Origin of the sequence: Yoonia maritima, assembly GCF_002933395.1 — a bacterium.
Taxonomy (GTDB): Bacteria; Pseudomonadota; Alphaproteobacteria; order Rhodobacterales; family Rhodobacteraceae; genus Yoonia; species Yoonia maritima_A.
On sequence record NZ_PKFN01000011.1, the window covers coordinates 1 to 14117 of the forward strand.

Below are 14117 nucleotides of genomic sequence, written 5' to 3' on the forward strand. Positions count from 1 at the left end.
CGCGGGATGGAGCAGCCCGGTAGCTCGTCAGGCTCATAACCTGAAGGTCGTAGGTTCAAATCCTACTCCCGCAACCATTGAAACCGACACCCCACCCGTAAAACGGTGGGTTTTGTTGTTTTTAGGGTTGGTGAAATCCAAGATCGCGGCCAATTCCCCAAAGAGTTCAATCACATGACCTTCTTCGGCACTTTCGTCTGGATGCAAGCGCACCTCTGTCACAAGGCTGCGAAGAAGTTCGATGGCTTCGTGTTTGCTATCCTCATGATTGAGGCTGTCTGCCAAAGCGGTGATCTTCCCTCGGTAGGTCTCTGCGAGTGCAGGATGTAGCACTATTGGATCCTGTTCGGGCAGGGCTGCGAGTTTGTTCTCTAATTCGGCTTGTCGTATTGAACGACAACGCGATCCAATAGCTCATGAAGTTCATCACTCGCTCTCTCGCAAACTGCTTAGGATTGTTTCAGCTGCCAAGTCTTCCTTTAGGCCAGGCATCCCTGAGCAAACAGCGGAGCCTTTCTCCTTTGCGTTAGCGCAATAGTATCGCCGTGCCTTGCCAGAACCTGCCACAGTGAGATTACCACCGCACTGCCCGCACTGTAGTAGGCCAGAGAGAAGGTATTACCGAGTCTTTGATCATCAGTGATGTGGTCTGAGGGGGTGTCGGTTCAGGGGGGCAGATGCATCGCTTACAAAGCGCCTGTATCGCGTCTGAGCCTGCAGTAAAATTAGGGATGAAGGCGTCTGCAATTCTCGTGGATATTCAATTTAGGCGAATATTGACACCTAAACACTTGTTCGCTAAGTATTCCCAAGGTGCATATGTGAGCTGCCGGATGTAAAGTATTTGTTGTCTTCAGCGTGAGGCTCCCGACAGTATTTCAGATCGTCGATTGCATTTTCCGAATGATGCTTAGAAAGTTACGCTGAAGCAATAGACATGACTATAATAGCGGGCAACAAAGTAAACTCTCTACAAGCTTTACGGTTCGCAGTTGTCGGCTCGCTGACCGCTGCAATTTACTTTGGTATGTATAATCTGCTGAGGATTGCGGAGGTTGCTTCTCCAATAATGGCATCTGCTATGACATATTGCGCCGCCGTTTCGTTTCAATACGTTGGCCACTCTTGGTTTACCTTCGGCAAACCCGTTTTCGACATTGTGCAATTTATGCGTTTCTTAGCAACTAATGCCTGTGGCTTTGCATTTTCGATATCGTCAACATACCTGATGGTATCCGTCTGTCTCATGCCTGACTGGGTTGCCAGCGGGCTGATTGTTATCACGCTACCGATAATAAACTGGTTCGTAATGCGGCGATGGGTTTTTAATTAAATTGCGTCCGGCGATTTTTAGAATATAGCCAAACACCCAAATTTATATCTTGAAAAAATTGGAGTCCGCTCGGCATGAACGCCCCCCCAAAAACCATCCCAACGCTGGCTTTTGTAGTTCCGTGTTTTAACGAAGAACTTGTTTTAGATGAGCTAATTAAGCAATTAACATTGCTTAGTGCAAAGTTATTACAATCGGGTCTTATATCGCAGGAGGCCCAAATAGTGCTGGTTGATGATGGCTCTGTAGATAACACTTGGAATATGGTTGAAACGGCAAGCGTCACTGGAAATGTCATGGGAATTAAGCTCGCACGAAATCATGGCCATCAGCCTGCACTACTTGCTGGTTTGATGACGGCGAAAGCTGACATTTTGGTAAGTTTGGATGCTGACTTGCAAGATGACTTAGAAGCAATCCCTAAAATGATCGAAGCATATATGGGCGGTGCCGAAATCGTATTTGGTGTACGCTCATCTCGTAAGTCCGATACTTGGTTCAAGCGCAATAGTGCGCGGACGTATTATAAGATGATGCACTATTTAGGTGTGGACTTGATTGCCGATCACGCCGATTTTCGCCTGATGGGCCGCAAAGCTATCAACGCATTACGTGAATATGGCGAAGTTAATATCTTTCTCAGGGGGCTTATCAAAAACTTAGGATTTCCAACCTCAACCGTTGAATATGATCGTGCCGCACGGGTAGCTGGTGAAACCAAATATCCTTTCAGAAAGATGGTGCGGCTTGCCTTAGAGGGAGTGACTTCATTTTCAGTACGCCCATTACGGCTCGTTGCTTGGGCTGGATTAACCATCGCATTATTTTCATTCATATACGTCGGATACGCTGTCATCATGCGTTTTATGGGCCATTCAGTGTCAGGCTGGGCATCTATTGTAGCCTCAATTTATATGCTTGGCGGCATCCAGTTGATAGCGCTTGGCGTGATCGGCGAGTATTTGGGTAAAATATATCTCGAAACAAAAAAGCGTCCTCAGTTCATCATCGAAAAGACGACCGCAGACTAGGATTTATGATGATTCGAACACTCCCGTTGTGGGGCTTCATACTAACTGCTGTGTTGCTTTGTATACCAATTCTAACACATCCACACCTTCCTATGGTTGACTTGCCCAATCACATTGCGCGATTGCACATTGCAGCTAATCCAGAAAGCGTGCTGAACGAATACTATAGCTACGTTCTTGAGTTTCGCACGAACGTAGCGGTCGACGTTTTATGGCTGTCGATTGGTCAGTGGCTTTCGAGTGCTGAACAATTCTCCAACGTAATGTTTGCTGTCTATGCAGTCGGCTTTCTCGGGTCAATTATGGTGCTCAGCCGCCTGGTGCATGGGCAATGGCTAATGTGGCCGCTGGTATCAAACTTGGTCGTGTTCAACGCTGTCTATTTTTGGGGGTTTGAAAACTATCTCATTACCGTAGCTGTCGCGCTGTACATGTTGGCTTTATGGCTCTGGATGGAAAACCAGCCAAATTACATCAGGATATTAGTATACATTCCACTGTGCATGCTCCTCTATGCAATGCACATCTTGGGACTACTTGTCTTGATGGCTACGGCATTTGGGCGAGAAGTGCAGGTATTAATTGAAGCTAAACGAAGTTGGCCGCAAGTACTGCGCAGAAATTGGATTTTAAGTATACCGTTTTTATTCCCTATAGGCATCGTTGTATATGATATTATCTGCAAACCTCCAAACATTTATGGTGGGGCGATGCGTTTTGGCGATCTAGGTACCCGCCTTGAGGTGTTCACTGCACCAGTCAGCTCTATTATTTCAGACTGGTCGCAGACAATGAACCTGATTGGTTTCGCTATTTTATACGTTATTCTTGCATTGTTGTTAACTTTACGCCGCAAAGAAGGTGCTAGACTTCAGTTCAATCCAAGACTTAGGGGCCCTGTCATTGCGCTTTGTGTGCTTTCACTGTTCTTGCCCGATCTATTGAATGGTGTCGCTGTCGTCCATTTACGATTTTCGTTTATCTTACTCGGTGTCATCTTTGCGGCAACCACTTGGGTTGACCTTAAACCTAAGCATGGTGCCGTGCTTTTCGTTGCGATGGCCGTTCTTAGTGTCACAAGGGCGGTTTCAGTCGAGCGGATGACGTCTCTTCACAGTCGAGAAATTACTCAGCTTATCTCCGCACTCGATGCTGTTCCACCGGGCTCAAGGGTTCTTCCATTGCGGAATATGAAATTAAACCCGTCACCACGCTTATGGCATATGCAAGCCTATGCGGTTTCCGAAGCTGACTCATTTATTCCGACATTATTTATCGGTACACACAACTTACATTTACGTGAAGAATGGTGGGATAGCGCGAAAGCAATTGAACGCAGTACGCCCGGTTTCTTGCTATTGGACCCACCACGCATCAGAAAAAGCCGTAGTTCCTTGCAGAACTGGACTTACCTTTATGACTGGGAGCAAAAATTTACGCATGTTCTAACGCTGAATACCATGGAAGAGGGGTACTTCGATGAAATGCCAGTTCACCTGATTAAATCCGAAGGTATTTTTAGCTTATACGAAGTTGAATACGTCCCCTCAAATTGAAAATCATACTGGACTTGTCGGGTTTAAGTGCCGATCCTCGTGCTCATCTAAGGTCGAAGATTTAACCCCAAGGTCTCCGCTCAACGCTGGAGGAAACTTGGGACGCAGGTCACGTGTTAATGACTCAGCTCATCTTTTCATGCGCAGGTCTTGCGCATAAAGGTGATATATCTCTGGATCAAAGATTGAATTGACGGGTATTTGTGTGTTTGGCTCTAGATCTTTTGAAAACACTTGTGAAGCTGCGAAGCTTTCTGGAGTGATGGAGCGTAGGCCGTCGGGTAAAGGACCTTGACCAACTCCGGGAGATTTCATTGCCATATTAAACCCCCATATTCCAAACGACGGGATTGGTGTTTGGTAATTAACAACTTGAGGGAATATTTCTTCGAGAGTGCGTGAAACCGTCCAATAGGTATTGGGGGTGAAAAAAGGTGACGAGCTTTGGGTTACTAAGATGCCATCATCTGACATGATGTCAGATACCATCGCGTAAAATTCAACCGAGTACAGCTTTGACAGCGCTTCATTGTGTGGATCAGGGAAGTCAATGATAATTCTATCATAGGTGTTAGCGGTCTCTTTAACGTACAAAAAGGCGTCTTGATTTAGTACATTTACCAAAGGCGATGACATGCTGCCTTCGTTTAGGCGTACAATTGGAGCAAAGTCCCTCCCTAGATCGGTCATAGCTGGGTCAAGATCGACGATGTCGATTGACGTAACACTTGGATGTTTAAGAACCTCGCGGATAGCAAGCCCGTCTCCTCCACCTAAAATTAGTACGGTTTCTGGCGGCGTTCCCCAAGAAAGTACTGGATGAACAAGAGCTTCGTGATAGCGAAATTCGTCAGCCTGCGCGAACTGGAGGTGGCCATCAATAAAAAGCCGGACGTCGTTCTTTTGCCATGTGTTTGTTACAACAAGTGACTGATACTGTGACTGTTCACGCCAAACAACCCGATCAAAGTATAGATGGTCCTGTGCAAATGCAGTGATTTTTGACGCGAGCAACGTTAGGGTAAACAGCATTACGATAGTCGCGACGACATAGCCAAGCAAGCGTTTGGGCGCGTCTAGGTGGTCGCGCAACATAAAGACATTCAAAAGAGCGACAGATGAATTTATCAAGCCAATCGCGAATGACGCAGTGATGAGCCCGAGTGATGGAAGTAGCAAGATTGGAAAGGCAACTGAGCCGATCAGAGCGCCTATGTAATCTAGTGACAAAACGTCGGCGATGGACTCGCGAGTGGTCGATCGTTCCGACAAAACCCTTGTCAGTATTGGAATTTCCAACCCAACCAAAAAACCAATCGTTGATATGAATGAGAACATGCCTACCGTGTAGAACCATGGCGCAGCCGGAAAGAGCATAAATAGTGAAATACTGCAAAGACCACCGACCAAGGCAAGGATCAGTTCCACGTAGACAAATGCTTGTATCAGGTTTCCGTTGATGAAGCGGGATACGTATGAACCGACCCCCATAGCGAACATGAAAAAGCCAATCGTAAGCGAAAACTGATAAACAGAGTTCCCAAGTAGGTAGCTTGAAACCGTGCCAATAATCAGCTCGTACACAATGCCGCATAAAGCAACGATAAGGATTGATGCCAGCAATACGACGGCCTGCCTTTGAGGTAAGTCTTTGTAGCTGGGCTGAGATGATGGTTGTTTCGGCACTGTGCGGTCCTATCGTGGCGTTGAAACAAAAAAGGCTCGGTGCATGTGACGCAACCGAGCCTGTCATGAGGCAGTTTTTGCTTATTTGCCGGAACGTGGTCCGCCAGAACGGGCACTTGAGGGCGCACGGTAAGAGCTGCGTGGTGATACCGTCCGGTTGTTAAAGCTTGCTGCACTTATGCCTGCAGCACGTTGGCGACCGATTAGATTGCCTAACAAGGCACCAGCAAGGAAGCCTGTTCCAGAAAACCTCAATCCTGACGAGTTGCCAGCAAGGTCAGTCGCAATAAGCCGGTTATTCGCCTCGTCGATTTCAACGGTAAATACTTTGCCTTCGCCTTCGTCTTGAATGCGGTTGGCGTTTTCGTCTGCAAAGCCAAGGAACGTCGCGTCTTCCATAACACTTAGGCCAAGTGTTGTATCGTAGAACCGGGTGTCTGCGTTCAATACATCGGTATAAAACGCAGTAAATTCAGTAAGCTCTGCATCTGATGCTTCGGTAACACCGTTATCGGTTAGGTAGCCTTGGTAAGTATTTAGTGCGAACTCTGTACGATCAAGAACCTGCCCCAGGTCAGCCGTTTGTTCTGACTTTGTACCTGAGAGAAATGAGTAGGCAACAAAGCCAATCACACCCAAAATCGCGAGGTTCTTAAGATTTCCAAACATAAACAGTTCCTTATTCGTTACGGACGATAATCCATCAATATTTGCCATCCAAAGAACATATCCACCAGACTTGGTGCAATCCAAAATTGTAATAGTTGTCCAGCCTACCACAGACTTCAAATTTATGTGACTTTAAGGTATCAGCATTGGCGTCTGATAGGTCGCTAGGAAGCGCCAATACCACCTTACGGCCCCCGCGCATCTTAACTTGATCAACGGCGTAATCGATCCCAGCCAAGCCTACGGGTGCTTCTTGCCAAGTCAAACCAAAGACACCTTCGGTCTCAGGTTCAAGCGCAGACCCAGTAATGGATATCCCAGTGCTGGATGGCATGGCCGGAGATGGTCCTGCATCGAATTCAGGATTATCAAGTCCATACACGATTTTTGCTTCTGTCACAGTATGATAGGCAGGTATCGTTAGCTCAACCGCGGCGCCAAACTCAGCATACATTTTATGTGCGGCGGCATAGATTAGCTTGCCAAAATGATCATAGTCGCTGGTAGCGATGAATATTTTCCTTATTCCTTTCGCCTTTAGCTTTCCAAGCAAGTCATTGAGCATATACGCCCCTAGACCTTCACCTGCGCAGTCTTTTCTTAGATACGTCCATGATAACCATACAACATCATCAACCTGATCGTCATGACTATAGCCGATCACCCCCAAAACCTCCCCACGTTCGAGAAGTACGAACATGTCTTCAATGCCGTCATTTAGAAACTCGTTTTCTGCCTCTGCCGCGTCATCGTCGTCGGTTTCTTTAATGATTTGCACAACTTTTGAGAGATGAGTAAGTTGCATCGGTTTTAACTGGGGGCCTTTGCTGCCGAATAGTGATCCGAACATTGCGTAACTTCCTCCGATAAGAGTTGAAAAAATATGAGCATAAATCGCGATGGAACGGCCCCCAAATAAGATCTCAAGCGTGATAACTCCTAAGATAACAAGACATAAAAACCACCAGTTTTTAGGTTCTGCCGTGGCTATAACTGCATAAGTAACCAGTCCATAGACAGGGCCTGATATTCCGACAAAACGTTGATCAACCATGGCTAACTGCACCGAGGTCCCGACGGCGATGCATGCAATGATAAGCAGGAATGTCTGCCAGTGCCCAATGCGTTGTTCAGTAATCTGTCCGCCCAGAACAAGCATAACCAAATTCATTAACAGGTGAGGTATATCACCATGCATAAAGACATTCAGAAAGACGTCAGAAATAGGGATCGGATCATAGGGGACCGAAGCTGCCCCATTTTGCCAATACGCAAGAATGCAAAGTCCGAAAACCGCAAAGGTGACGCTTGACGCGCGCAATACATCCATAACTCCGTCAGGCCATGCCCACCTGGCCCACATCGTTAACAAAAACCTCGCCGCGTTTCACCAGCTGTACGGTTTCGCGTTTAGGGGCGAAATAATGCCGTAGCACATCAAGGCTACATAGGGGATCGACATCGCCGCACATGAAAATATCGATTGCCGCATAACTATGTTCTGGCCATGTGTGTATTGATATATGAGATTCGGCCAGCAAAGCTACTCCTGTAAAACCAGTTCGATCGCCGAAATCATGCAGCTTAATTTCGAGGACTGTTGCGCCAGAGGCAACTGCCGAATCGTGTAAAATTTGTTGGGCGGGTTCGCAGTCAATTAAGCATGCTGCGTCGAAAAATTCAGCAATGACATGAAGCCCAAGAACTGTTGGTTTCGTTTGGGCCTTTGTCAGCATTATGTTCCCTCAAGCATCACTACGTCAATATAAACGCAAACCACATGAAAAAGACGATAATTGCAACGCATTTTCACGCGCCGGGGTTGAGCGCATGCCCTGGATGGCCAAATTGTCGGAGCGGTGGATGTCTTTATGCTACTGCAAAGATGAAAGTTCTACCGTGATAGACTACACACTCATATCCCTAGAGATAGTCCCCATCGGGTAAATTATACTCACAACTATTCATGGTATTCTGGCGTGGGAAGTACGAGTAAGACCGGTGAAGGCGGTGTATCAAGGCGCGCGTTTTGCGCGCGCACCTTGTTCGAGCCCCTGAATGAACGACACGGCGACCAGCTGCATTGGTGAAAGATCGTTTGGAGTATGGCCTTTATGGTTCGCAGGGTAAGAATGTTTCCGCGAACGAGATGCAAAAGCAGCCCCAATCAATGCCAGCCCTAAGTATATGAGGCCGATTACGGTCGCAGCGAATAACTCTGACTGCAATTCAGTCATCACAATCCATGCGGCAGCGGTTAGGAATCCTGCTCCGATCATTGCCAGTATGGCGCTTGCGGAGAACAGAGCCGCCTTTTGGGCGGTCTCTGCTACTTTTCTTTCGATGCCAAACATTAGCGACGCGATGTCAGCATGCCGACAACAAAGCCAAGGCCTGCAGCGATACCTACGGCTGCGGCAGGGTTGGCGCGTACAGCATTTTCAGCATCGGCATAGGTGGCTTCTGCTTTTTGCTTTGCCGCGTTCGCTGTTGCGGCACCAGCAGTCGCTGCGTTTGCAGCTTTATCCATTGCGACAGATTTCAGCTGGGTGCCTTGCGCCTTGCCGTAATCCGCGACGGTCGCAGTTAGGTTTGCAATGTCTTCGCGCAGGACTGCCATTTGTTTGTTAATGTCGCCACCAAGATCGGAGACGTTGCTTTTTGTGGACTGTGCCATTGGAATTCTCCAGTGTTTGTTACGTTCGTAAAACCAACTGGCAACAGTCCTAAAAGTTCCCACATTTCTCTAAGAAATTGTGATTTCTTCGCTAGAGGAAAAGAACATTGCTTGGCTTACGGCCGAACGAACTTGTTCTTCGGTATAGGGTTTACTGATCAAGAATGCGGGCTCTGGCCGTTCGCCAGTCAGCAAGCGTTCTGGGAAGGCGGTGATAAAGATCACAGGGATATCGCCTGCGTCTTTTAGGATGTCGTTGACGGCATCAATGCCAGACGACCCATCCGCGAGCTGAATATCCGACAGGATCAGGCTCGGGCGTTTTTCACCCGCCAGTTTCACCGCTTCGGTGCGTTTACGGGCAACACCTGTCACGTTGTGCCCCAATTCGGTGACGATCTGTTTGATGTGAAGCGCAATGATGGCCTCGTCTTCGATCACCAGAATATCGCCAGAGACGGATTGTTCCATCTCGTCCAAGGCAACGCGCAGCAGATGATTAATTTCATCTTGATCGGTTTCCATGATTTCAGCGATTTCGGGAACGGAAAAACCTTCGATTGTGTGCAGCAGAAGTGCCTCGCGGGTATTCACGGTAAGGCGTGCCAAATGCGCAAGCGCTTTGCCGGACAGACCCGTTGAATCGTTTTGGACCGGTTCGCCTAGGCTTTGCCAAATACGGTGGAACGCCCCGAACAATGCAACCTTGTGGCTCGATGCTTCTTCAAAGATGCTGCGATCGGTCAAAAGTGCCTCGAGAGTCATAGCAGCATAGCGGTCGCCGCTTTTTTGTGACCCCGTCAATGCACGCGCATAGCGGCGCAGGAATGGCAAAAGTTCAGCTACAACGAGTGACAATTGCTTTTGTGATGCATCGGATGACATTTATTGTCCCTTTTTTCGATTTCTTTGGAACCAAACGCGGCCACGCGAGTTTGGTTCCATGAGATGTGATTTTTTATTCTAAGATGGTGAGGCGGTAAGTTGGCATGGGAAGACTAGAGGCAGATCGATGAACAAAGACAAGAGAGAAAGTCGGGCGGATAACCTGATCAAAGATAATCTTCGCCGAGCGTTTGACGATAAGGCGTCAGAGGAACTACCCACAGAGCTTATTGCGCTGCTGGCACAACTGAGGGATCAGGATGACCAGAATGGTACAAAGTGATTTTGAGGGATCGATGGATCCCCGTGACGAACTAGTCACGCACATGGGGGTGCTGCGCGCCTTTGCATTAAGCTTGTGCCGCAATTCGGCAACCGCTGACGACCTTGTCCAGGACACGGTTATGAAGGCTTGGAAATCGATTGGGTCGTTTGAAAAGGGTACGAATATGCGTGCCTGGTTGTTTACGATATTGCGCAACACTTATTATACCAACCATCGCAAAACGCGTCGTGAAGTTATGGATTCTGACGGGCATTTTGCAGCGACAATGTCTGTTAAGCCAGAACACGACGGTGCGCTTGCGATGACTGACTTTCTTGTTGCGTTTAATCAGCTGCCAGATGAACAACGCGAGGCGATAACTTTGGTCGGTGCATCTGGGTTTGCTTATCAAGAGGCCGCAGAAATGTGTGGCGTTGCGACAGGTACGATGAAAAGTCGCGTAAATCGTGCGCGCCAAAAGTTGGTAGAGCTGCTTGATCTATCTGACGAAGATTCAATGGAGCTGACCGATACCGGAACTATGGCTGTGCTGACTGCGCATCTTCCTGTTAGGCGCGCCTAACGTGGTGGCCGATTATGCGGGTGACGTAACCGTGCTTGTCACCGCCAAAGAAGCATACCCTGCGTTTGAGGCGCTGTTTCTTGCTGCGGAACGCAAGATCGAACTTGGGTTCCGCATTTTTGACCCTACTACAAAACTACGGTCCACCGATGCACTACAGGTTGGGAAAGACTGGGCAGATTTAATTGTCGCAACGCTGAACCGTGGTGTCTCAATCGAATTGCTGCTGTCTGATTTCGACCCCATCGTCGGGTATGATTTGCATCGGTCCGGATCAAAAAGCATCCGCATCTTACAAGGTCTAAACGATAAGACCGAACCGGGTGCCGCAATGCTGATGGTGCGTCGCCAATTGCATCCGGCAGTCGGCGGGATCGTTCCACGTGTTTTATTTGCGCCAAAGACTCGCCAAAAACTGCGTGAAATCGCAACGCAAATGAACGAAAGTTCAGACCCAGCCAGCGCTTTAAATGATGCGCCGGGTCTGGAACCTGTGCTTGATCTGATTGACGGCAAAGTATGCGTGCGACCTAAGGTGCTGCCATCGCTGAACCCGGTTACGTTGCACCATAAAATGGCAGTATTTGATGGTACGACAACCTATGTCGGTGGGCTTGATCTGAATGATCGACGCTATGACGATCAGAAACACGATCAACCCGCGCAAGACACATGGCATGATGTTCAACTGATCATTCGCGACGACGCAGTTGCGAGAGATGCGTCAGCATTTTTGCAAAGCTTGCCGGATGCGATTGCGGGCACATCTGAATTACCTCAAACGAATTCGATGTTCTTGCGGACCCTGTCGCGGAAATGGAAACACAATACCATCGCCTTGGCACCTGACAATGTCGCTGACGATTTGTTGCAGGAACATTTACGCCAAATTAAGGCTGCGAAACAGCTGATCTATTTGGAAACTCAGTTCTTTCGTGACCGGCGTATTGCATCGGCTTTGGCACAGGCAGGACGTGATAACCCAGACCTAAAGCTGCTGTTGCTGCTACCTGCTGCCCCCGAAGATATTGCGTTTGAAGCGTCGCGAGGTGTTGATTCCCGTTTTGGTGAATACCTTCAGGCGCGCGCAATCCGCAAGGTTCGCCGGGCATTTGGTTATCGGTTTTTGGCCGTGAGTCCCGTTCAACCTCGACGCCCGACGCACAGCGACCACGATGTGGATAGGGCTACATTGTCAGGTGCGCCAATCATTTACGTGCACGCAAAAGTGTCTGTTTTCGACGATACATCCGCGATCGTATCATCGGCAAATTTGAACGGGCGCAGCATGAAATGGGATGCTGAGGCCGGCGTGGTTTTAACGCGCAAGCCTGACATCGAAGCGGTACGGCACAAAGTTTTGGGCCACTGGTTACACGATACCGCTGGACCTGAATTTTACGATATTGGCTCTGCGTTTGAACATTGGAAGAACCTCGCGATGGACAATGCGACGCAATCGCCGGAAACGCGCAAAGGTTTTATTGTACCTTACGCCTTAGCCCCGGCAAAGGCACATGGGCTCGTCGTACCGGGCGCGCCAGAGGAGCTTGTCTGATGCGAGGAGGCGGGAGATGTAACCCCAAATGGAACTTAGCTTTACTATACCCGGTATTAGAATATGAGTAATGTTGTTTTGAAACGAGCAGGTAAATAGTCGGATGTTCAATATATTACAGGTCGCTAAGGCTGCTTTTGACAAGCTGGGTATTCGGTTCGCCGTCGTGCTTGCGGTGGCTCTTTTGCCTCTGACAATCGTGTCTGTGCTGCGCTCACAAAGTGTCATTAGCGAAGCTCGCTCTCAGTCCGAGGCGGCGCTGGACGGCGAGACGCTTCGTGTGGTTTCGCGTGAACTTGCTTTGATTGAAGAAGCAAAGGGCGCTGCCATCGCATTGGCGGAGGTTATACCGCAGCTTATGGCCAACCCCGAAAGCTGCTCGAAATCGATGAAACGTATCGTTGACGCACAGCCTTTTTCATTTGCAGGCTACTATGATCTGACCGGTTACATTGCCTGTTCAAACGCTGACGCACCATTTAGCATTGGCTTGACCGAAGACCTTAAAGCGCAAATTGCTGATCCGCGTACGACGGTGTTGGTTAATAGGGATGCGCCGGTTTCGGGGACTTCAGTTCTATATGCGACCTCTCCGATGTATAGTGAAGACACTGAAGAGTTGACGGGGTTTGCTGCGGTATCTGTGCCGCACCGCGCACTTGCACCAGCATCAGAGAAATTTACTGACAACGTCGCATTTTTAACCCTGAACTGGGACGGGCAAATCCTGACGTCTACTGTACCCTTGGATAGCGCCGATCAGGTGCTTCCTGTCGAGGGGGAAATTATTGATTACCTAGGTCGGTTAGATCCGTTCACCCGCAAAGACCGCGCGGGCGTATTGCGGACCTATTCTGTTGTGCCAATCTTAAACGGTCAGGTCTACGCGCTAGGCACTTGGCCAGAGGCAAGCATCAGCGAAAACAATTTCTACATGAGCAGCCCGGGCATGTTCCCCGCACTTATGTGGTTGGCTAGTTTAGCCGTTGCATGGTTTGCGTCGTCATTGCTTGTTACAGGCCATGTGTTGCGGCTGCGCAATGCGATGCGCAGCTTTACTCAAGATCGCAGTCCCACGGATCTAGCCAGCTTTCGCCATGCGCCGCAAGAATTGCGCGAGGTCGCGCAAGCACATGCTGATATGACGGATCAGTTGATGCGTGACGAAGCATTACTGGAAGACACTGTGAGACAAAAAGAGGTCTTGTTGCGCGAAGTCCATCACCGCGTGAAGAACAACCTTCAGCTTATTGCGTCGATCATGAATATGCAGATGCGCGGATCAAAATCGCCGGAAGTGCATCAGTTGATGCGTGGACTACATGATCGCGTTATTAGCCTCGCGACGATCCATCGTGGTCTATACCAAACCACGGGTCTGGCTGACGTGCGGGTCGATGAATTACTTGCTGAAATTGTGCAACAAGTTGTGCGTATCGGCGCAACCGATCACAAAGCCATTGATGTGAAGACCGAACTGAACGAGTTGCACCTAAACCCAGATCAAGCTGTTCCGCTTTCACTGATGGTCACTGAGGCGTTGACCAACGCGCTTAAGTATATCGGCGCAAAGGAAGGTCAGAAGCCTAAGCTGACAGTCGAATTAAGGTCGCTTGATGATGACATGGCAGAAATACTGGTGAGGAATACTTTGCCATCTGTTGTAACACCATCAGAAGAAATTGAGTCGACAGGGCTAGGCAGTCAGTTGTTAGAGGCGTTTTGCCAGCAGCTTTATGGTGAAATGGAGAAAACTGATGATGGTGAATGGTTCACCGTCAAGGTTGGTTTTCCTGTCGAAGAATTAACACCCAAGCCCGGGGAATAGAAAAAGGGCGGCACGCTGAACGTGCCGCCCTTTTGAATGTCTTCTA

At 48.7% G+C, this 14117-nt stretch carries 14 protein-coding genes, 1 tRNA gene and 1 pseudogene; 8 read left to right on the top strand and 8 right to left on the bottom strand.

Going from position 1 to position 14117, the window contains the following annotated elements; translation table 11 throughout:
* Nucleotides 1-77, top strand: a tRNA-Met gene (locus CYQ09_RS14885).
* 349 nt (nucleotides 78-426) lie between these two features.
* On the opposite strand, the pseudogene CYQ09_RS14895 reads toward CYQ09_RS14885, so the two are convergent.
* A pseudogene (locus CYQ09_RS14895) lies at nucleotides 427-603 on the bottom strand (zinc ribbon domain-containing protein); the annotation flags it as partial.
* Nucleotides 604-937: 334 nt separating this feature from the next.
* Here CYQ09_RS14895 and CYQ09_RS18670 point away from each other — a divergent pair.
* The 3 genes from CYQ09_RS18670 (at nucleotide 938) to CYQ09_RS14910 (ending at nucleotide 3920) form a co-directional block, all read left to right on the top strand.
* A complete protein-coding gene (locus CYQ09_RS18670; RefSeq protein ID WP_106746196.1) occupies nucleotides 938-1333 on the top strand; it encodes a GtrA family protein in 396 nt (131 codons plus the stop codon).
* Between the two features lie 74 nt (nucleotides 1334-1407).
* Nucleotides 1408-2364: a glycosyltransferase family 2 protein gene (locus CYQ09_RS14905; RefSeq protein ID WP_106746197.1), complete on the top strand. Its 957-nt coding sequence runs from the start codon at nucleotides 1408-1410 to the stop codon at nucleotides 2362-2364.
* 8 nt (nucleotides 2365-2372) lie between these two features.
* Nucleotides 2373-3920, top strand: a complete 1548-nt coding sequence (locus CYQ09_RS14910) for a hypothetical protein (protein WP_162617692.1) — start codon at nucleotides 2373-2375, stop codon at nucleotides 3918-3920.
* A gap of 129 nt (nucleotides 3921-4049) precedes the next feature.
* On the opposite strand, the gene CYQ09_RS14915 is transcribed toward CYQ09_RS14910, so the two are convergent.
* The 7 genes from CYQ09_RS14915 to CYQ09_RS14945 all read right to left on the bottom strand — a co-directional run bounded on the left by CYQ09_RS14915 (nucleotide 4050) and on the right by CYQ09_RS14945 (nucleotide 9837).
* Nucleotides 4050-5606 carry a polyamine aminopropyltransferase gene (locus CYQ09_RS14915; protein WP_106746199.1) on the bottom strand — a complete coding sequence of 519 codons (1557 nt, stop codon included), beginning with the start codon at nucleotides 5604-5606 and terminating at the stop codon, nucleotides 4050-4052.
* Between the two features lie 81 nt (nucleotides 5607-5687).
* Nucleotides 5688-6275, bottom strand: coding sequence for a hypothetical protein (locus tag CYQ09_RS14920; protein WP_162617693.1), 588 nt, complete (start codon nucleotides 6273-6275; stop codon nucleotides 5688-5690).
* Between the two features lie 34 nt (nucleotides 6276-6309).
* Nucleotides 6310-7605, bottom strand: coding sequence for a rhomboid family intramembrane serine protease (locus CYQ09_RS14925; RefSeq protein ID WP_162617694.1), 1296 nt, complete (start codon nucleotides 7603-7605; stop codon nucleotides 6310-6312).
* 7 nt (nucleotides 7606-7612) lie between these two features.
* Nucleotides 7613-8011: an adenosylmethionine decarboxylase gene (gene speD, locus CYQ09_RS14930; protein WP_106746202.1), complete on the bottom strand. Its 399-nt coding sequence runs from the start codon at nucleotides 8009-8011 to the stop codon at nucleotides 7613-7615.
* Nucleotides 8012-8290: 279 nt separating this feature from the next.
* Entirely contained in the window at nucleotides 8291-8629 is a 339-nt protein-coding gene (locus CYQ09_RS14935) for a phage holin family protein (protein WP_106746203.1), read from the bottom strand.
* Entirely contained in the window at nucleotides 8629-8952 is a 324-nt protein-coding gene (locus CYQ09_RS14940; protein ID WP_106746204.1) for a DUF883 family protein, read from the bottom strand. The genes CYQ09_RS14935 and CYQ09_RS14940 overlap by 1 nt, the downstream gene beginning before the upstream one ends.
* A 69-nt stretch (nucleotides 8953-9021) precedes the next feature.
* On the bottom strand, nucleotides 9022-9837 hold the full coding sequence (locus CYQ09_RS14945) for a response regulator (RefSeq protein WP_106746205.1): 816 nt from the start codon (nucleotides 9835-9837) through the stop codon (nucleotides 9022-9024).
* Nucleotides 9838-9964: 127 nt separating this feature from the next.
* Here CYQ09_RS14945 and CYQ09_RS18370 point away from each other — a divergent pair, with 127 nt between their 5' ends.
* The 4 genes from CYQ09_RS18370 to CYQ09_RS14960 all read left to right on the top strand — a co-directional run bounded on the left by CYQ09_RS18370 (nucleotide 9965) and on the right by CYQ09_RS14960 (nucleotide 14071).
* The gene (locus CYQ09_RS18370; protein WP_162617695.1) at nucleotides 9965-10120 is read left to right on the top strand and encodes a NepR family anti-sigma factor; all 156 of its coding nucleotides are present in this window, start codon (nucleotides 9965-9967) and stop codon (nucleotides 10118-10120) included.
* On the top strand, nucleotides 10107-10685 hold the full coding sequence (locus tag CYQ09_RS14950; protein ID WP_204353971.1) for an RNA polymerase sigma factor: 579 nt from the start codon (nucleotides 10107-10109) through the stop codon (nucleotides 10683-10685). Before CYQ09_RS18370 ends, CYQ09_RS14950 begins: the two co-directional genes overlap by 14 nt.
* Nucleotide 10686: 1 nt before the next feature.
* Nucleotides 10687-12243 carry a phospholipase D family protein gene (locus CYQ09_RS14955; protein ID WP_106746207.1) on the top strand — a complete coding sequence of 519 codons (1557 nt, stop codon included), beginning with the start codon at nucleotides 10687-10689 and terminating at the stop codon, nucleotides 12241-12243.
* Between the two features lie 103 nt (nucleotides 12244-12346).
* Nucleotides 12347-14071, top strand: a complete 1725-nt coding sequence (locus tag CYQ09_RS14960) for a sensor histidine kinase (protein WP_106746208.1) — start codon at nucleotides 12347-12349, stop codon at nucleotides 14069-14071.
* Nucleotides 14072-14117: the final 46 nt, after the last annotated feature.

Coding starts and splice junctions, on each gene's coding strand:
- CYQ09_RS18670 (WP_106746196.1), top strand. CDS start 938: ATGACTATAATAGCGGGCAACAAAGTAAACTCTCTACAAGCTTTACGG.
- CYQ09_RS14905 (WP_106746197.1), top strand. CDS start 1,408: ATGAACGCCCCCCCAAAAACCATCCCAACGCTGGCTTTTGTAGTTCCG.
- CYQ09_RS14910 (WP_162617692.1), top strand. CDS start 2,373: ATGATTCGAACACTCCCGTTGTGGGGCTTCATACTAACTGCTGTGTTG.
- CYQ09_RS14920 (WP_162617693.1), bottom strand. CDS start 6,275: ATGTTTGGAAATCTTAAGAACCTCGCGATTTTGGGTGTGATTGGCTTT.
- CYQ09_RS14925 (WP_162617694.1), bottom strand. CDS start 7,605: ATGGATGTATTGCGCGCGTCAAGCGTCACCTTTGCGGTTTTCGGACTT.
- speD (WP_106746202.1), bottom strand. CDS start 8,011: ATGCTGACAAAGGCCCAAACGAAACCAACAGTTCTTGGGCTTCATGTC.
- CYQ09_RS14935 (WP_106746203.1), bottom strand. CDS start 8,629: ATGTTTGGCATCGAAAGAAAAGTAGCAGAGACCGCCCAAAAGGCGGCT.
- CYQ09_RS14940 (WP_106746204.1), bottom strand. CDS start 8,952: ATGGCACAGTCCACAAAAAGCAACGTCTCCGATCTTGGTGGCGACATT.
- CYQ09_RS14945 (WP_106746205.1), bottom strand. CDS start 9,837: ATGTCATCCGATGCATCACAAAAGCAATTGTCACTCGTTGTAGCTGAA.
- CYQ09_RS18370 (WP_162617695.1), top strand. CDS start 9,965: ATGAACAAAGACAAGAGAGAAAGTCGGGCGGATAACCTGATCAAAGAT.
- CYQ09_RS14950 (WP_204353971.1), top strand. CDS start 10,107: ATGGTACAAAGTGATTTTGAGGGATCGATGGATCCCCGTGACGAACTA.
- CYQ09_RS14960 (WP_106746208.1), top strand. CDS start 12,347: ATGTTCAATATATTACAGGTCGCTAAGGCTGCTTTTGACAAGCTGGGT.